Source organism: Collinsella sp. TM06-3 (assembly GCF_003436395.1).
GTDB lineage: Bacteria > Actinomycetota > Coriobacteriia > Coriobacteriales > Coriobacteriaceae > Collinsella.
This window is the reverse complement of record NZ_QSPG01000012.1, coordinates 24,867-41,970: the sequence shown is the minus strand read 5'-3', so window position 1 is coordinate 41,970 and position 17,104 is coordinate 24,867. Positions and strand designations below refer to the sequence as shown.

The window sequence follows — 17,104 nt, the reverse complement described above, 5'->3', positions numbered from 1 at the left end:
CGCAGCCTCATATCTTCAGCAATGGAAAGCGCATCCCAGTTTGGGCCTCCATTCCGGGATGCGCTTTCCGTATGCGACCCTTACCCCGCCAGATACGCTTCCAACGCCGGCAAAGTCGCCTCTGCATCGTGGCGGCCGACCTGGTAGATGCGCTCGAGCTCATCCGGTTCGCGGCACAGCGACGGCACCTTCACCGATTCGCTCGGCCGCACCACAAAGATTTCCCCGGCAGCCTCTCGACGTGCCAGGTCATCGAGCGTGGCATTGTAGACCTCATGCCGATGCTCAAGCGCTGCAACAAACTCCGGATAGTGACGGAACACGCGCCGCAGCATGGGCATCACGCTGTTGGGCTGCTTCACAAAGCCCGCCGGCTGCGTGAGTACCACGATATTGCGGTCATACCCCTGCGCAAACAGCCATGCGCTGGGAATAGAATCAGCCACGCCACCATCCAGATACTTATGCCCGTCAATAGCAACGGGACGCGTCGCCACAGGAATCGCCGACGATGCCCGGATCCACTCGATATCCCGCTCGTCGCCATAGGGCAGGTCGTGGTAGACGGCCTTGCCCGTCTCGATATCGGTGCACACGCACGTAAACCGCATGGGGCAGGCGCGATACGCCTCCAGGTCGATGGGATCGCGCTCGATGGGCACCTCGTGATAGGCAAAATCGGCATTGAACATATCGCCGGTTCGCAGCCAGCTGGTCACGCTCGCATAGCGTTTGTCGGCGCAATAGGCCTTGTTATAGCGAATGGCGCGGCCGATCTGGCGCGATTTAAAGTTGTAGCCAAATGCCGCGCCCGCCGAGACGCCCACCATATGGTCGCAGGTCAAACCGTGCTCCATCCAAACGTCGAGCACGCCCGCCGTATACATACCGCGGTAGCCGCCTCCCTCGAGCGCCAGCCCCACCGTGCGCGTCATATTTGACTGTGCCATGCGACCATCTCCGTTCCTGCGTTTTAAAACGGAACAAGTATACCCATCAACAAATATCGTCTCAGTCGCATTTTCATCGAACATCGTCGCGTTACCGTTTGGCGAATAATGGCCGCCCGCAACATGGGCGCCCCTACATAATTCCATACACTTGTTTATACTACTCAGTAGTTATCAGCCGAGAGCACGAACCGACAAATAAACCCAACGACGCAGCAAGGCGGGGGCTTGGAAACACGCAAGGCGTTGAGCAGCAACGCATGTGCACAACGAGCTCGCCCGACGCAATCCGCCCCGACCTCAGAAAGCCGCTTACAGTATGGATAACGCCAGCAATAATACCAAAACGCTCGAAAAGACCATCCGTGACCTTCTGGAGCGTCAGGACGATCTGATCAGGACCGCCTTTACCGACGAGCTCACCGGACTTGGCAACCGCGGCGGCTTTACCCGTTCCTTAGAGGAACTCTGGGAGCAGGAACTGCCCGTGACCATGGCGTTTATCGACATCGATAACCTTAAGCACTGCAACGACATCTTTGGACATGACGAGGGCAACCGCTATATCTTGCAGGTGAGCCTCTATCTCAAACTGTATATGAAGGTGGACGAGGCGGCATTTCGTCTGGGGGGCGACGAGTTCGCCATCCTATCTACGATTGCGACCGAGGACGACCTTGCCGAACGTCTGGAACACTGCCGAACGGTACTGCTCGAAAACAACGCTTCCAAGATGCCTCACTCGTTTAGCTACGGAGTGGCACACGCCGACCCCGCCCTGGGCGAAGCCCCCAATCGCTTGACGAACGATGCCGATCATCGCATGTACGACTACAAGCTACGTCATGCCGTGCACCTTGATCGACGCAATATCGCACAAGCCCACACCGACGACTTCGAAATAAGCGATCGCATTTTCGACGCCCTTTCGATGCTCAACGAAGGCCGATATTTCTTTATCGAGAACTTGGACAAACATCGAACCCTTTGGTCACAAGGCGCCTTGCGCGATCTTGGTCTTCCTTCGGAGCATATAGACAACTGCCACGATTACTGGAAAACGCGTGTCCATCCCGATGACCTTGAGGCCTATACCAACGACATCGACCAAATCTATGACGGCTCCAAACATCGTCACGTCATGCAGTACCGCGTGCGCAATGCCGCCGGCGATTACATCCTCGGCCGTGCTCGCGGGTTTCGTATCGACGGTGACGGAAATGTCCCCTCGCTCTATGTCGGCGAGCTCGTCAACCACTCGCTTGCCGAGACCGTCGACGCCGCCACGGGTCTCGGAACACAGCGCACGCTGATCAACGCTATCGATGCCTGCCGTCGCGACCGTTGCGAGACGGGGCTTATAGCAGTGCGCGTTCGCGGCACGGCAAAGCTCAACGAGCTCTACGGGGCCGAGGCCGTCGACAACATGCTCGCCGAATACGCAGGCCGCATGCTGTCGATTACTCGCGGCAGGAGTCGCGTCTTCCGTTCACGCAACGCCCAGTTCGTCGTGCTTAGCAACAATTTGGATCACGAAGCATTCGAGCAACTGATCCAACATCTCAAAGAGGCCGTTTTCGCTCCCGTTCGAATCGCGGGCGACACTATTACCCCCGTCTGTCTTGTCGTTCCGGCCTTTTACGAGCACCTGACCAATCAAACGGCCGCCGTTTTAGGCGAACTCGACCGTCGCATTCGCACGGCCGGCGGGCTTGTTCCCAACGACAGCCTCCCCATACCCGAGGTGGAGCGCAAAAGCGCCATCGCCGAACGCATCGATCCGCTCACGGGTCTCTATCGACCCAGCGAGTTTATGCGCCGCGCCAACGAATTTCTCGAGACAAGGCGCAACGGCGCCTGGTGTATCGCCACCGTCGATATGGGGCACATGCGACTGTTCAACGAATGGCACGGACAGGCCGAGGGCGACCGCGTACTCGCCGATGTGGGCACGGTTCTCAAGGACATCGAGAATGCCGCCATGGGCGTCGCAGGGTACTGGGGCCAAGACGATTTTTGCGTACTCATCCCCTTTGAACACGACACCGTCCATCAGATCTATAGCCGCATTCGCCAGGCCGTGGCCAAGCATGATGACGGCGTGGGCTTCTGGCCGTCCATGGGCGTCTACCCCATCGACTCCAACGAGGAAATCACCATCGATGCGCAGGCCAAGGCCATGTTTACCAATCGGCGCGCAAAAAACGACTTTAAGGAGCGCATTGCCATTTTCCGCCCCGAGGAATACGAACACGAAATCGCGTTCCACCGCACGCTGACCGAATTCCAGTATGCGCTCTCAAACGGCCGCATTACCTACTACTTGCAGCCCCAGGTCGACATGGAAACCGGCGAGATCGTTGGCGCCGAGGCGCTCACACGCTGGATTGACAAGGATGGCTCCCTCATTTCACCTACCACCTTTATCCCCGCTCTCGAGGAAAGCGGTTTTGTGGTGACGCTCGACAAATATGTTTGGCAGGGCGTCGCCTCGTGGCTGCGTGAGTGCATCGATCGAGGGCTGCGCGTAGTTCCGATCTCGCTCAATGTGTCGCGCGTGGATATCCTTGCCTGCGACGTCGCCGAGCATATGGGGGCGCTTGCCGCCCAATACAACCTACCGCCCGAGCTCATGCGCATTGAGATCACCGAGACGGCTTATACGGGAGAGTCCGAGGCCGTGGATAAGCTGACGGCCGACCTACACACTCGCGGTTTCTCGACCTACATGGACGATTTTGGCACCGGCCAGTCTACGCTCGCGATGCTCAAGAACGTCAACGTCGACGTCATCAAGCTTGATCGCACGTTTGTGCCCACCGACCGCGATCAAAGCCGTAGCGCGCAAATCGTTTCATCAACGCTCGAGATGGCGCAATCGCTCCATCTGCCCGTTGTAATCGAAGGCGTCGAGACAAACGAGCAGGCGAACATGCTGCTCCAAATGGGTGCCCACTACGCTCAGGGCTTCCTCTACTACCGCCCCATGCAGGCAAAGGATTTTGAGGCATTGCTCGATGGCGGTAACAAAAACTGATACGCTCGCGCGCAAAACGATACCGCCGAAGGGGCGCTTGTCCCCATTGGCTAACTTATGCCCCCAATCCAAACCGAATTGGGGATATGATGCAAACCACTGTTGTGCCCAAGGAGGTTATCCATCATGAACGAGTCGTATCGCCTGGGCGAGCAATCGATCATTGCTTATCTTCAGCGACTTGCGAACGGGGTCTCGACCGCCGAGCTCGATGTTGCCGCGCTGCCCACGGAGCTGTGCGCCATCGGCGAGCAGCTACAGAAGACATTTGCCATCCTGCAGCAAGAACGCGAGCTGCTTGAGCGCGGCGCCTATATCGATTCGCTCACCAATCTTGGCAACCGTGCTGGACTCCACCGTTATGCCGAGCTGCTTTGGCACAAAGGCACCCCCTTCACCTGCGCCTATATCGATATCGATCGCCTTAAGCATTGCAACGATACGTTTGGCCACACCGAGGGCAATCGCTACATCCTGAGCATCTGCCGTGCACTCACCGAGACAATGGAACCCAATGACCTGCTGTTCCGTATCGGTGGAGACGAATTTGTACTCGTATCCCCCACGACAGATGAAGCCGAACTCGAGCAGCGCCTGGAGCGGACGCGCACCAACCTTATCGAGGCAACATCGGGCGGCAAAGCGCCCATGATCGCTAGCTTTAGCTTTGGCTGCTCGCGCGTCGACCCACTCGCTGGCGATACGCGTCGCCAGATGACCATGGACGCCGACCGCAAAATGTATCGCTACAAGCTCATGCACCGTGTGCAGCAGCCGAAGGAAAACGACGCATCCATGCGCCCAATCGCCGATCAGCCTCCCTGCAACGACCGGGTGTTCCAAGCGATCTCCATGAGCTCCGAGACGCGCTATCCGTTTATCCTTAACCTCGATACCGGCGAATCGCAATGGTCGATTAATGCCGTGCGCGATTTTGACCTGCCCTCCCAGCATCCCTATAACTCGCTCGATATGTGGCTCGCCCGCGTTCACCCCGAGGACCGCGACAACGTGCGCAGCGAGCTCGATATGGTGGTAAACGGCGCGTGGCACTTCCATTACATGCAGTATCGCGTCATGAATACCGCTGGTAAATATGCGCTGTGCGAGTGTACGGGCTACCGCTTGGATAGCACCGAAACCGAGCCCAACATGTATGTGGGCATTATCATCAACCGAAGCTTGGCGGATACGACCGATTCCGTGACCGGCCTGGGCGATATCCACGCCCTGGTCAACGCCATTGGCGAAATGCGTCGCGTGGCGCGCAAGGCAGGCCTGGTCGCCATCAAAATCGACGACATCGCCAAGGTCAATGCCCGCTTTGGCTTTGATGCGGGCGACCGCGTTTTGGCAGAAAGTGCCGCCTGCCTCATGGACTGTTCGCGCGGCAAGGGCCGTCTGTTCCGCTCGACCGGACCGATGTTCGTGGCGCTTTTCGATGACCTTGATCCCGAAGAGACCGACGCGATCGCAGAAGAAATCGAGCGGTTCTTGGGGTCGCCCGTACTCTTTGGCTCATTTGAATATCAGCCGCCCATTCGTGTGGCCACACTTCATCTGGACGCCGTCGACCGACAGCCCGTTTCCATTTTGAACGAGCTCAAAGCGCTACTTGAAGAGGCACCACAAGTACCGGGCACCAAGCTGGACTAGCGTTATGGGGCGCATGATGGTTAATTTCCGATCTCGGGCGAACACATTGGGCAAATAGGCCGTACCCGCAGTTAGCCGAACGCCCCCCCCGCAGTCCCTAGCGGGCCCGGGGGCACCGTTTCGATACTCTTGGTTTACTTTGCCTGATGCAAATAAGTGCTCAACAAGATAGAACCTATCCCCCGCCACGGATATGCCCTCGAGTAAATCTGTTAAGCCAAGCCTATCAAATTCTATTGACAATTGGCTGCATTGGTCCATTTTGTCGTCCAGCCACTTCCGCTGGCTATCGCCTCATAAACACAAACCTAACGAGCCGCACGAACGACAAAGAGGCCAAGCTGAACAGAAGTAGAACCAAAACTTCAAAAACGCTGGTATTCCAATCGCGCACCCAGCCCTCTACCGCCCACAAGAAAAACAGCAGCCCCATCCATAACGTCACAGAAGAAATCAGCTTTGCGTAGGGGCGTATATCAATCTCGCTCTCCCTTTTTGTGACATCATATCCAGCAATTGAGCAGAGCCATCTTCCTCTTCGGTATTGGATTGAAAGGACAATCAAGGCAATCGAAGTCATCAAGCAAACAGCATCCTCTGTTTCCATAGAGTTTCCTTTGCTTTCCATCCTAGTTACGCATTCACAATCGAATCAAACCAAGTATGAATTACTCGATAGCAACCGCCTTAGTATAAACCATAGCCGCCGCAGCAGCCCGCCTTCCAAGGCCTCAAAGCTCGCCATCGAGGGCGACCCGCCCAGACCCCTTACAATCTGCTCGCACGAGGCCCCGCACTCCAACATCCTCTGGACCGTATCCCGCTCGTACCTGGTGAGCGTGCCTGTCGTGGGCCCTCGGGGCCGGCATCGCGCCCCACGCCATCTGCCCGCTCGTGCGATAATCCTCCGCAGAAGTCACCGACAGCAGAGGGAGTTTGTGATGAAGGTTCTTTTGGTCAATGGCAGCCCCAAGGCAAACGGCAACACCGACCGCGCACTCGCCGAGATTGCCGAGCAGCTCAACGCAGAGGGCATTGAGACGCAGGTGTTTCAGCTGGGCGCCAAGCCTATTCGCGATTGCATCGGGTGCGGCCAGTGCGGCAAGCTCGATTGCCGCTGCACCTTTGACGACGATATGGTCAACGAGCTGATTGCCGCTGCCGAGCAGGCAGACGGCTTTGTCTTTGGTTCGCCCGTCTACTACGCGCATCCCAGCGGACGCATCCTCTCTGCCCTCGACCGTGCATTCTATGCTGGCAGCAAGGCCTTTGCGCACAAGCCGGGCGCCGCTGTCGCCGTTGCCCGTCGCGGTGGCACGTCGACCACCTTCGATGTGCTCAACAAATACTTCACCATCAACCAGATGCCCGTGGTGGCATCCACCTACTGGAACAACGTCTTTGGCGCCATGCCGGGCGAGGCCGCCCAGGACGCCGAAGGCCTTGCCACCATGCGAAACATCGGCAAAAACATGGCCTGGCTCCTACGTTGCATCGAGGCGGGAAAGGCCGCCGGCATCGAAGCCCCCCAGGCCGATCGCGCTAGGACCAACTTCATCAGGTAGAACGGCGGAACATAGATATGAATATTCAAATTTTCGGGACTAAGAAGTCCTTCGATACCAAGAAGGCCCAGCGCTATTTTAAGGAGCGACGCATTAAGGTGCAGTTTATCGACCTTAAGGAAAGGGAGATGAGCAAGGGCGAGCTCACGAGCGTGATGCAGGCGGTCGACGGCATCGACAAGCTGCTCAACCCCAAAGCCAAGGACGAGGAGACGCTCGCACTCATCCAGCACCTCACCCCCAGCCAGCGCTTTGATAAGCTGCTCGAGAACCAGCAGGTTCTGGCCGAGCCCATCGTGCGCAACGGCAAGAAGGCCACCGTCGGTTATTGCCCCGATGTGTGGGGAGCCTGGGAGTAGCCTGTGTTATTTGCCGGCGCGTGGGTATAAGAGCAGGCGTTTGGCATAAGATTTAACTGTAAGCCATGTCTAACAAAGGAGGGCACATGCCCAACAGACCCGTGAAGATCATCATGCTTACCGGATACCTCGGTGCCGGCAAGACCACGCTGCTCAACCACATCCTCGCTAACGACGGCGGCATCCGCGCCGCCGTGATCGTCAACGATATCGGCGAGATCAACGTCGACGCCAGCCTTATCGCCGACGGCGGCCTTTCCGAGACCGACGACCTCATCCCGCTCACCAACGGCTGCATCTGCTGCACGCTTTCGGACGATCTGGCCAACCAGCTGCAGGGCATCGCCGATTCGGGCAAGTTCGACTACATCATCATCGAGGCCTCGGGTATTTGCGAGCCCATCCCCATCGCCTACACCATCTCGAGCTTCTGCGACGAGGCCAAGGTGGGCGGCGAGCCCAAGCTCGCGCTCGACAACATCGTGGCCGTGGTCGACTGCGCCCGCATGTACGACGAGTTCAACGGCGGTCGCGACCTGCTAGCCGAGGATATCGACGAGGACGACATCGAGAGCCTGCTCATCCAGCAGATCGAGTTTTGCTCCACGCTGATTCTTAATAAGACTGACACCGTCACCCCCGAGCAGATCGCAGAGCTTAAGGCCATCGTGCGCAGCCTGCAGAAGGACGCCGTGATTGTCGAGGCTCAAAACGGCGAGGTCCCCATGGAGGAGCTGCTCGACACCGGCCGCTTCGACTTTATGCGCGCCTACAACTCCGCCGCCTGGATCGAGGCCATGGAGCATCCCGAGGAGCACGACGACCCCGAGGTGCTCGAGTACGACATCGAGACCTTTGTGTACTCGCGCCGCAAGCCGTTTGACCTGCAGAAGTTCACCGATTTTGTTGAGCAAGAGTGGCCCGACGAGGTCATCCGCGTCAAGGGTCCGCTGTGGCAGACCGGCGATCCGGACATGTGCTACATGTTCGAGCAGGCCGGCCACCAGATGCGCCTGATGGAGAACGGTCTGTTTGTCGATTCGGCGCCCGAGGGCGAGAAGCAGAAGATCATCGACGAGAACCCCGAGATCATGCAGATTTGGGACGACGAGACGGGCGACCGCATGACGAGCCTGTGCATCATCGGCCGTCACATGGACAAGGACGCGCTCATCGCCTCCCTCGATGCCTGTCTGACCGACTGGCACCGCGCCTAGGCTATCGAAGCGAGCATTTTCTGCCACGTAACCGCCAAACCACCACGAAGGTGCCTGTCCCCTTCGTGGTGGTTTTTCGTTCTGAGCCAAGGAGATTCATGTTCAATATCGTGCTGTATGCGCCCGAGATTCCGGCCAATACGGGCAATATCGGCCGTACCTGCGTGGTCACCGGTACCCGCCTGCACCTGGTGGAGCCGCTGGGCTTTTCGCTCGACGACAAGACGGTGCGTCGCGCCGGCCTGGGCTACTGGCAAAACTTGGACGTGACGACCTATGCCGGCTGGGAGGATTTCCTTACGTGCAACGGCCTCTCCCCCGCCGATGAACGCCTGCATCTGCTGACCAAAAAGGCGCGCCGCACCTATGCGCAAAGCACCTACCGCGACGGTGACTATCTGGTCTTTGGCAGCGAGAGCTCGGGGATTCCCGAAGAGCTGCTCGCCGCAGAGCCTGCGCGCTGCGAGCGCATCCCCATGCTGCGCGACTGCGACTCGCTCGATAACGCCGAGGCCTGGGAAGCCCACGAGGAGGCGCTCGGGCATAGCGAGAGCGGCCACGAGGCCATCCTTCAGCAGGATATCTGCGGCAACTTTGTAGACCCGGACGACTACCGCATCAGCGCCCTCAACCTCTCCAACAGCGCCGCCATCGTCCTCTACGAGGCCCTCCGCCAGACAGGCTTCCCCGGCATGTGACAAAGGGACTGTCCCTTTGTCACATATTGCACCTACTGATTTAAATGGAATTAACCGGTTTTAAACGCTTTTAACTAGAAAAGATGCCAGTATATTACTAACTTTTACTGAGTTGCACCGTATGGGTTTCTATGCTTCTACCCCGTAAAGGACAGGAACCCCGCAGCAAATGGTCCCCACACATCAGAATTCAACTTCAAATACAAACGATTGCCGGAGTTCTCGCTTAGCTTGGCTTGTCAGGCTCGAATTCGCCCTTATGTTCAGTTTGCTGCATGCCTCGTCGATAGCCATAGCAAGTGATACAGACATGGTCATGGCCGTTTCACTTTTCAATTCGACCCGATAGCTCTTCGCCTTGTTTTTATCCTCTCCACCACATCTCGTCTCAATTAACAAGAGAACATCTGAGTCATGGGCATACCAATGGAGCTCAGGGCGCTGTGGAACCATGTCGCCCTCAAATTCCTGTGTAAACAGAATTTTCTTCTCGCTTCTCGTTGAATCGCTCAAGGAACCGTCGATTCGAACCGAGCCCTTCTTTCCCGCCTTGGCATTTCCCTTAACCTGGCGGCCTCGCCGAGTTTCCTCGTACTCCGTCACCTCCAGCTTGCAGCGCTTCGCGCCAAGCATGAACGCAATCCGTCTCAACTCGGCCATCTTGTCTTGTTGCATGGTTGCAAAATAAGAGTCAAGGTCAACAAAGCGAGACCGATCAAAAGCATCTATGTAATATGTGGAGTAAAGAGATGGTTTAGGATAGAAAGACAATTCGCTATCCCCGATTGCCTCGCGGTACAGATTGAAAATCTGCGTGCCCTTAACAGTATCCAGCCAACCAATAGCATCTCTACAGGCGTCGATGCCCCGGCGCTCATTTCCGTCAACAATTCGAATCATGTTCGGCAAATGGAATGAAGGACTCTGATAGGTCTCCTTGGTTACCGGCCTGTATCTATTAAGCTGCTGCTGGTATGCCCAATCGTTGACCGCGTCACCGATATCCGCAGCAGTACCTGCCGCACCATCGGCCGCATCAGCAATCGCTGCCAAGGCGTCATCGACCAGCGGAGTTGCAGCACGCATTGCACCATCGGCAACTTTCTGTACGGTTGCAACCGCGCCCGCCATCGCGCTTCCGGCGCCATCAACCAACCCGGCAGCGGCCTTACGGATATCAAAACTCTGCTTATGTCGCGGCGGCTCCTCCCTTTCGACAACAGCCAGATCGTCTTTATCCTCCATTGTGACCTCCTATTTCCGATAGTCGAAATCAACCGTATATTCATCGCCAAATGCCGAGTTGAAGGTAGTGTCGAGAAAGGTGGTGTAGTGCCCGATCAGAAGCGAGCCGGCCCCAGCGATCTGTTGCCGTTTATCCAACATGCTATTCACCCCTACTCAAACGCAACGTCAACATTGACGTCATCGCCGCATAAGGCTTTGACCTGTTTTTCGATAAGGGCGCAGGCTCTATCATCAGATTCTTGGAGCATATTGCTTTCCTTGACCTTCTTGGTCTGCTCTTTCTTTGCCTGTTTCAATAACGTGTTTAGATCATCCGTGCTTACTTGATTCCAGTTAAGAAAGCCATTGTCCTCAACATATTTCTTAAGCGTATTGGGGTCTGTCGAGAACGAGGTGATCTCCGAGTGAGGCAGTATAACCTTTACGCTCTTGACCTCTGAATTCTTATCGGCCATATTAGCCCGTACGATTGTAACCTTCATCTTATCGGCATCGATCCCGATGTCAGCTTTGCCGTCAATCGTTGCGACATATCGCTTAGACGTAAAGGGGTTTTCCCACCCAAGCGGATTGCCCGCCTCATCAATTGAAAGCAGCTGGGTGAAGTTGTACTCGTACGTCACGAGCTTAACGACTGGCGTGATCTCCTCGCGAATCGAATCATCGCTGATCGTTGTAGGATTACGCGTCAATGACATCCAGATACCCCAGGCAACCGCTAGAACCGTAACAACGACTAACCCGCCAAAGGCAACCTTTTGCGGTATCGTTGTAAGAATTTTTGTTTTTGCCATCCTGTTTCACCTTTCCTTTATTGCCCCGACGTTCCCATCATCTTCCAGCGCGAGCATGATGGCACGAATCATTCCGTCAACGGCTCAATGCAAAGCGCGACCGTTCAAAGAAAACGGCCGCGCTTTCTTTTCAATTCCCGCGAACTATTCCTTGACGCTGTAACCCGACACCGTCGGCGCAAGCCTCGAGGCGTCAACCTCGCTCATTACCTCAAACTTCACCTTCTCGCCAGGCGCCCAGGCAGATGTATCTGCGTAGCATTCTTCCGCCCTCACACCATCGGCATCGTAAAGGGCAACGTTTAGATAAACGTTTTCGAACGATATGTCAGAGGTATTTTCGACGATTGCGGTGTACGTATAGAGACCGTAGCCATCATCACTTTTCTCAAAATTCGCCGATGAGAGCAAACCGTTGATAACCTCATCGTTATGCGTCTTCTCCTCTACGGTCCTACCGTTCTTAATTAGCTCGTCAAACTCATCTTGATACTCGTCATCGACTGTTAAGTCATATCGATCGACCAGTTTCTTAAGCTGTGCGGATCGTGCGTCGTAGGCCTTTTCCCATTCCTCGTAGTACTTAGGATCAGATTCCGCATACTTCTTGGTAACATCAAGCTGATTGTCAAGCAGGTTGAGATAGGCGATGACATCTTCCTGCATCTTAGCGTCTTTAAAAGGCGCCTTTTTGAGTTCTTTGTCGTTATCGATCTCGGTTTTAATTATCTCTTTTCGCACTTTATTCGAGCTTAGATCAGCATCTTCTCCAAGCGATTCGATATAATCCGACCGCTTTTGATAACCTTGAGCAATCACAGCCATTGCACGGTCATCGGCATAATCAGGTTCATCATTTTTCTTCTCAGACTGCGAACAGCCGCTCAGCAGAAGCGCCCCACAAAACACCATCGCAAATAGCGCGGTCACCAGAGCCATTCCATAACGCCTTTTCATTTCGTCCTCCTTTAAATACAAAACAAAACACGATATATCGCCCTCGTCAAAAAGCAGACGAATTGGCAACGCGGTGGCACTATTTGGTTCAAGGGCGTGAACTGGATAAACATCGAGGGAAGGAGTGGGCTCTGTGCAATAAACTCCCCTCGTCAAAATGTCTAGTTAAAGAGGACGGACAGACGGCAAACGGTCATATCAGTTCGTGTCTGCCCGTCTCCAACGATCAAACGTCGATGCGCTAACGTTCAAAAGCATTGCGGCCTCTTGCCTCGTAACCTCACCTCCTTCGAATGATTTGATGACATCGCGGTAGCTATCCGGACGTTCGAGCGTCGGTCTCCCAAATCTCACACCCCGCAGACGCGCCGACGCGATACCCTCCGCCTGGCGCTGCTTTATGTTTTCGCGTTCCACCTGAGCCACGTAGCTCAAAACCTGAAGCACTAGGTCGGCAATAAAAGTCCCCGTAATTCCATTGGGTTGTTCGCGTGTATCAAGCAATGGCATATCGAGCACCACGATGGCAGCATTCCTATCCACCGTGATGCGTCGCCACTCATCGAGGACTTCACGATAATTGCGGCCCAAACGATCGATACTTTTGATCACGAGAACGTCGCCTTCGCGCAGCCTGCGAAGAAGACGCTGGTACTGGGGACGCTTAAAGTCCTTACCGCTTGCCTTGTCAGCATAAATCTGGCTCCGTTGCACGGGAAACCTTGCCAGCGCGTCTAATTGGCGGCCCAGGTTCTGGTCTGCGGAAGAGACACGCGCATACCCAAAGATTCGATTGTCCATAATTGCCCCTATCGGCTGCCTCTTGGCAGCATCAGCTCAAGCGAGAGCCCACTCACTATAGGGCGTGCAAATTTCGCGAATGGGTTGAGGCCATTTTGACCCTCACGCGAAAACTGTTCAAGCGCCATGCCGACAGATGCTGGCTTTAACGGGAATGTGACAAAGGGACAGTCCCTTTGTCACATTCGGTTAGAGGTAGCGGCCGGTGATGCTTGCGGAGCAGGCAGCGATGTCGCCCGGCGTGCCGACACAGACGATTTGTCCGCCTGCGTCGCCGCCGCCCGGGCCCATGTCGATCACGTAATCGGCATTACGGATAAGATCGAGGTCGTGTTCGATCACGATAACCGTGGCGCCCTTGGCAACGAGACCGTCGAACACGCTCAGCAGCACCTGAACATCGAGCGGGTGCAGGCCGATCGTGGGCTCGTCGAACACAAACACGGCATCATCCTGCACGCGGCCCATCTCGCTCGCGAGCTTAAGACGCTGCGCCTCGCCGCCCGAAAGCGCCGGTGTGGGCTCGCCAAGTGTGAGATAACCCAAGCCCAGGTCGTGCAAGGTCTGCAAGCGCGCCTGAACCTTCTTGAGTCCCACCGTGGCGTCGAGGGCCTCGTCCACACTCATGTCCATAAGCTGCGGCAACGTCAGCAAGCTCCCGTCCTTGCCCTCGCGATGGATATGCGAAGCCGCATCTGCATAACGTGAGCCGCGACATGCCGGGCAGACGATCTCGACGTCGGGCAAAAACTGCACGTCGAGCGATATCGAACCCGTGCCATCGCACGTAGGGCAGCGCAAAGCGCCAGTGTTGTAGCTAAATGCGCCTGCCTTGTAGCCGGCTGCCTTGGCCTCGGGCGTGCGGGCGAAGGCGCGACGCAGTTCATCATGGATGTCGGCATAAGTCGCTACCGTCGAACGCACGTTGGCACCGATGGGCGTGGCGTCTATCAGGTTGGCACGTGCAATGCCCTCGGCATCGACCCAACGCACGTGTTTTGGCAGGCGCTCGCCGGCTGCCTGCGCCTTAAGTGCCGGGATGAGTGTCTCGAGCACCAACGTCGTCTTACCCGAACCCGAAACGCCCGTCACCGCGACAAGGCGACCGCGCGGGATATCGACTTCGAGCGGTTTGACGGTATGGATGGCATCGGTCGCCATGCGGATATGGCCCCGGTCAAACATTTCGTCGTCAGGCACCTGCGGACGCAAGCGCTCAGGCTCCGAGCGCAAAAATGGGGCGATGCGGCTGCCCTGCGATTCTTCGACCTCGCCTACCGCGCCCGCGGCGATCACATTGCCGCCGCCTGCTCCGGCAACGGGGCCCATCTCGACCAGATAGTCGGCTTCCGCCAGTACGCGCGTGTCGTGGTCGACAACGACCACGGTGTTGCCGTCATCCACCAAATCGCGCATCACGCCTACCAGGCCGTCGACATTGGCAGGATGCAAGCCAATCGAGGGCTCGTCCAGCACATAGAGCACGCCCGTCGATCGGTTACGCACCACGCGGGCGAGCTGCACGCGCTGACGCTCGCCCGTGGAGAGCGTGGCACCGGCGCGGTCGAGCGAAAGGTAATCGAGGCCCAGATCGACCAGTCGACGGGCCGTGCTCAAAAACGAATCGCAGATATCCGTCGCCATGGGCTGCATCTCGGCCGGCAAGGATGCGGGCACCCCGCGCACCCACTCAATCGCCTCACCCAGCGTCATAGCCGCGGCCTGCGCCAGATTGATACCGCGCACCTGGGGATGGCGTGCGGCCTCGGAGAGACGCGTGCCGCCACAGTCACGGCATGGCCCCTCGCGCAAAAAGCGCGCCACGCGCTTGAGGCCCTTGTCGTCCTTAACCTTGGCGAGCGCATTCTCGACGGTATAGACAGCGTTGTAATAGGTAAAATCGAGCGGCGTGGCGCCCTCGCCGTTTTTGGGAACGTAGAGAATGTGCTTTTTAACCGCCGGACCGTGGAACACGATGTCGCGCTCTTGAGGCGTGAGCTGGTTAAACGGCACGTCGGTGCGCACGCCCATCTCGCCAGCCACCTGCTTCATCAGATCCCACATGAGTGTGCCCCAAGGAAGCACCGCGCCCTCGTTGATAGTCTTGGACTCGTCGGGCACCAGGCTCGCCTCGTCCACCTCGCGCATGACGCCGGTACCGCCACAGGTGGGACATGCACCGCCGCTATTGAAAGCCAAATCCTCGGCACTCGGCGCGTAGAACTCGCGGCCACATGTCGGACACGTGAGCGACAGGCCTGCAGCCACGTTAAGGCTCGGCTCCACGCGCGCCCCGCAATGTGGGCACACGTGATGGGCGCAACGGCTAAAGAGCAGACGCAGACTATTGTTGAGCTCGGTCATGGTACCAAAGGTCGAGCGCACGCCCGGCACGCTCGGACGCTGGTGCAGCGCGAGCGCCGCCGGCACGTGCAATACCTCATCCACCTGGGCGTGCTCGGCCTGTGTCAGACGACGTCGAGTATAGGTGCTGAGTGCTTCCAAGTAGCGACGCGAGCCCTCGGCATAAAGAACCCCCAGCGCCAGCGAGCTCTTGCCCGAGCCCGACACGCCGGCAATACCCACGAGCTTTCCCAGCGGAATATCGATATCGATGTCCTTAAGGTTATGGACGCGCGCACCACGCACCTCGATAGCCTGCGGGCTCATCTTCTGTTCCGTCACCTTTATCACCCTACTCATGCCATAAAATGCGATCGCGAATGTACTCGCCCAGCATGGGCACGGTAAACCGGACAAGGCCGTATCCGGCAGCCTCGACGACGCGCTCGCGAATCAGACTTGCACGATATTTACTCGCCCAGCTCTGGGTACGGTCACAGCGTTCAATGATATCCGCCGTGCGCGTCGGCTTGTCCTCGTCAACCGCCATAGCCTCGATAAAGAGGCGCTGAGGGCTGCGCAGACCGTAATACAGAGGTGCGTCAACCGCTTCGTAGAACTCGGAGACGGCATCCGCATGGCCATTCTCGACATCGCGCCTTTCGATGACCTGCGAGCCACGCCGGACAGCAGACCGCCACATGTAATAGCCCACCAGCTGAACCATATAGGGATGCCCCATGCTCTTGCGCGCCGCAAGGTCCGCCGTCTCCGCGTCAACGTAAAGACCAGCGTCTTTGACCGTCTGGATATACGAATCGCGCACTTTGGGCAAAGATATTGCCCCCAACGTACGCTGCTGGGCACGCCGCAAAAACGTCACGCTCGGCTCTTCGAGCAGATCGTCAACCATACTGGGCAAGCCGGCGAACGCCAGCGCAAGACCGCGCTGGTCGCTATCGGGCAAGCCCGTGGCATCCTGGTCTCCGAGCACCTGCTGATAGAGGACGGCAAGAGCCGCCAGTTCCTCGATAGACGCCGATTGTGCCTCGTCAATCGCAAACAAGACGCCCTTGCCCGGACCGAGCTTCTTGAGACGCTCGTTGACCAGCCCTCGCAATGTCTCGCCTTTTGCCCGCGCCGCCTCGACCGACATCCGGCCAAACGACGGCCCAAACTCCATTGACGTCACAACGGGTTTATTCGAGCGAAGCGCGTCGACCAAGCGGTCGCACAAACCAAGCGAAGCGGAATCGGAGACAACCGCCCATCCGCGCTCGCTGGCTAGACGTTGCAGCTCCCGCAGGAGAACCGTTTTGCCATAGCCGCGGTTTCCCGTAATGAGCATGAGCCTGCCCGGCGCTCCGGCGCCGTTGTCGAGCCCTTCCTCAAAATCTTCGATGACCGACTCGCGACCGATGAGTATCGGAGGCCGCTTACCAGCTGTGGGCTTAAAGGGATTTGGATTCATATCGGCCT

15 protein-coding genes are annotated in these 17,104 nt (G+C 57.1%); 6 read left to right on the top strand and 9 right to left on the bottom strand.

Going from position 1 to position 17,104, the window contains the following annotated elements:
* Window positions 1-80: 80 nt before the first annotated feature.
* Window positions 81-950 carry a patatin family protein gene (locus DXD56_RS06335; protein ID WP_187365011.1) on the bottom strand — a complete coding sequence of 290 codons (870 nt, stop codon included), beginning with the start codon at window positions 948-950 and terminating at the stop codon, window positions 81-83.
* A gap of 319 nt (window positions 951-1,269) precedes the next feature.
* Between DXD56_RS06335 and DXD56_RS06330 the strand changes: the two genes are divergently transcribed.
* Together DXD56_RS06330 and DXD56_RS06325 are read left to right on the top strand one after the other, a co-directional pair.
* Window positions 1,270-3,987 carry an EAL domain-containing protein gene (locus DXD56_RS06330; protein WP_117640603.1) on the top strand — a complete coding sequence of 906 codons (2,718 nt, stop codon included), beginning with the start codon at window positions 1,270-1,272 and terminating at the stop codon, window positions 3,985-3,987.
* Between the two features lie 126 nt (window positions 3,988-4,113).
* Complete coding sequence (locus DXD56_RS06325; protein WP_117640602.1) at window positions 4,114-5,643, top strand: diguanylate cyclase domain-containing protein; 1,530 nt, start codon at window positions 4,114-4,116, stop codon at window positions 5,641-5,643.
* Between the two features lie 286 nt (window positions 5,644-5,929).
* Here the strand turns inward: DXD56_RS06325 and DXD56_RS06320 are convergent, their stop codons facing one another.
* A complete protein-coding gene (locus DXD56_RS06320; RefSeq protein ID WP_117635527.1) occupies window positions 5,930-6,250 on the bottom strand; it encodes a DUF3784 domain-containing protein in 321 nt (106 codons plus the stop codon).
* A gap of 334 nt (window positions 6,251-6,584) precedes the next feature.
* On the opposite strand from DXD56_RS06320, the gene DXD56_RS06315 reads away from it, so the two are divergent.
* The 4 genes from DXD56_RS06315 to DXD56_RS06300 all read left to right on the top strand — a co-directional run bounded on the left by DXD56_RS06315 (window position 6,585) and on the right by DXD56_RS06300 (window position 9,482).
* On the top strand, window positions 6,585-7,208 hold the full coding sequence (locus DXD56_RS06315) for a flavodoxin family protein (protein WP_117640601.1): 624 nt from the start codon (window positions 6,585-6,587) through the stop codon (window positions 7,206-7,208).
* Window positions 7,209-7,225: 17 nt separating this feature from the next.
* Window positions 7,226-7,567, top strand: a complete 342-nt coding sequence (locus tag DXD56_RS06310) for an arsenate reductase family protein (RefSeq protein WP_117640600.1) — start codon at window positions 7,226-7,228, stop codon at window positions 7,565-7,567.
* Window positions 7,568-7,653: 86 nt separating this feature from the next.
* Window positions 7,654-8,784, top strand: a complete 1,131-nt coding sequence (locus tag DXD56_RS06305; protein ID WP_117640599.1) for a GTP-binding protein — start codon at window positions 7,654-7,656, stop codon at window positions 8,782-8,784.
* Between the two features lie 98 nt (window positions 8,785-8,882).
* Window positions 8,883-9,482 carry a tRNA (cytidine(34)-2'-O)-methyltransferase gene (locus DXD56_RS06300; RefSeq protein WP_117640598.1) on the top strand — a complete coding sequence of 200 codons (600 nt, stop codon included), beginning with the start codon at window positions 8,883-8,885 and terminating at the stop codon, window positions 9,480-9,482.
* A 183-nt stretch (window positions 9,483-9,665) separates the two neighbouring features.
* On the opposite strand, the gene DXD56_RS06295 is transcribed toward DXD56_RS06300, so the two are convergent.
* From DXD56_RS06295 to DXD56_RS06270, 7 genes are all read right to left on the bottom strand, one after another.
* Window positions 9,666-10,727 carry a hypothetical protein gene (locus tag DXD56_RS06295; RefSeq protein ID WP_117582856.1) on the bottom strand — a complete coding sequence of 354 codons (1,062 nt, stop codon included), beginning with the start codon at window positions 10,725-10,727 and terminating at the stop codon, window positions 9,666-9,668.
* 9 nt (window positions 10,728-10,736) lie between these two features.
* The gene (locus DXD56_RS10250; RefSeq protein ID WP_255413187.1) at window positions 10,737-10,868 is read right to left on the bottom strand and encodes a hypothetical protein; all 132 of its coding nucleotides are present in this window, start codon (window positions 10,866-10,868) and stop codon (window positions 10,737-10,739) included.
* An 11-nt stretch (window positions 10,869-10,879) separates the two neighbouring features.
* Complete coding sequence (locus tag DXD56_RS06290) at window positions 10,880-11,524, bottom strand: DUF4230 domain-containing protein (RefSeq protein ID WP_117640597.1); 645 nt, start codon at window positions 11,522-11,524, stop codon at window positions 10,880-10,882.
* Window positions 11,525-11,668: 144 nt separating this feature from the next.
* The gene (locus DXD56_RS06285) at window positions 11,669-12,481 is read right to left on the bottom strand and encodes an FxLYD domain-containing protein (RefSeq protein WP_117582854.1); all 813 of its coding nucleotides are present in this window, start codon (window positions 12,479-12,481) and stop codon (window positions 11,669-11,671) included.
* Window positions 12,482-12,679: 198 nt separating this feature from the next.
* Window positions 12,680-13,282 carry a recombinase family protein gene (locus tag DXD56_RS06280; RefSeq protein WP_117640595.1) on the bottom strand — a complete coding sequence of 201 codons (603 nt, stop codon included), beginning with the start codon at window positions 13,280-13,282 and terminating at the stop codon, window positions 12,680-12,682.
* Window positions 13,283-13,471: 189 nt separating this feature from the next.
* Window positions 13,472-15,985: an excinuclease ABC subunit UvrA gene (locus DXD56_RS06275; RefSeq protein WP_199411556.1), complete on the bottom strand. Its 2,514-nt coding sequence runs from the start codon at window positions 15,983-15,985 to the stop codon at window positions 13,472-13,474.
* Window positions 15,978-17,096 (bottom strand): AAA family ATPase, encoded by a 1,119-nt coding sequence (locus tag DXD56_RS06270; protein ID WP_117640593.1) that lies wholly within the window; start codon window positions 17,094-17,096, stop codon window positions 15,978-15,980. The genes DXD56_RS06275 and DXD56_RS06270 overlap by 8 nt, the downstream gene beginning before the upstream one ends.
* Between the last annotated feature and the right edge of the window lie 8 nt (window positions 17,097-17,104).

What these genes read in the sequence shown, in the direction of transcription:
- DXD56_RS06335 (WP_187365011.1), bottom strand. Translation starts at nt 950, where the DNA reads ATGGCACAGTCAAATATGACGCGCACGGTGGGGCTGGCGCTCGAGGGA.
- DXD56_RS06330 (WP_117640603.1), top strand. Translation starts at nt 1,270, where the DNA reads ATGGATAACGCCAGCAATAATACCAAAACGCTCGAAAAGACCATCCGT.
- DXD56_RS06325 (WP_117640602.1), top strand. Translation starts at nt 4,114, where the DNA reads ATGAACGAGTCGTATCGCCTGGGCGAGCAATCGATCATTGCTTATCTT.
- DXD56_RS06320 (WP_117635527.1), bottom strand. Translation starts at nt 6,250, where the DNA reads ATGGAAACAGAGGATGCTGTTTGCTTGATGACTTCGATTGCCTTGATT.
- DXD56_RS06315 (WP_117640601.1), top strand. Translation starts at nt 6,585, where the DNA reads ATGAAGGTTCTTTTGGTCAATGGCAGCCCCAAGGCAAACGGCAACACC.
- DXD56_RS06310 (WP_117640600.1), top strand. Translation starts at nt 7,226, where the DNA reads ATGAATATTCAAATTTTCGGGACTAAGAAGTCCTTCGATACCAAGAAG.
- DXD56_RS06305 (WP_117640599.1), top strand. Translation starts at nt 7,654, where the DNA reads ATGCCCAACAGACCCGTGAAGATCATCATGCTTACCGGATACCTCGGT.
- DXD56_RS06300 (WP_117640598.1), top strand. Translation starts at nt 8,883, where the DNA reads ATGTTCAATATCGTGCTGTATGCGCCCGAGATTCCGGCCAATACGGGC.
- DXD56_RS06295 (WP_117582856.1), bottom strand. Translation starts at nt 10,727, where the DNA reads ATGGAGGATAAAGACGATCTGGCTGTTGTCGAAAGGGAGGAGCCGCCG.
- DXD56_RS10250 (WP_255413187.1), bottom strand. Translation starts at nt 10,868, where the DNA reads ATGTTGGATAAACGGCAACAGATCGCTGGGGCCGGCTCGCTTCTGATC.
- DXD56_RS06290 (WP_117640597.1), bottom strand. Translation starts at nt 11,524, where the DNA reads ATGGCAAAAACAAAAATTCTTACAACGATACCGCAAAAGGTTGCCTTT.
- DXD56_RS06285 (WP_117582854.1), bottom strand. Translation starts at nt 12,481, where the DNA reads ATGAAAAGGCGTTATGGAATGGCTCTGGTGACCGCGCTATTTGCGATG.
- DXD56_RS06280 (WP_117640595.1), bottom strand. Translation starts at nt 13,282, where the DNA reads ATGGACAATCGAATCTTTGGGTATGCGCGTGTCTCTTCCGCAGACCAG.
- DXD56_RS06275 (WP_199411556.1), bottom strand. Translation starts at nt 15,985, where the DNA reads ATGAGTAGGGTGATAAAGGTGACGGAACAGAAGATGAGCCCGCAGGCT.
- DXD56_RS06270 (WP_117640593.1), bottom strand. Translation starts at nt 17,096, where the DNA reads ATGAATCCAAATCCCTTTAAGCCCACAGCTGGTAAGCGGCCTCCGATA.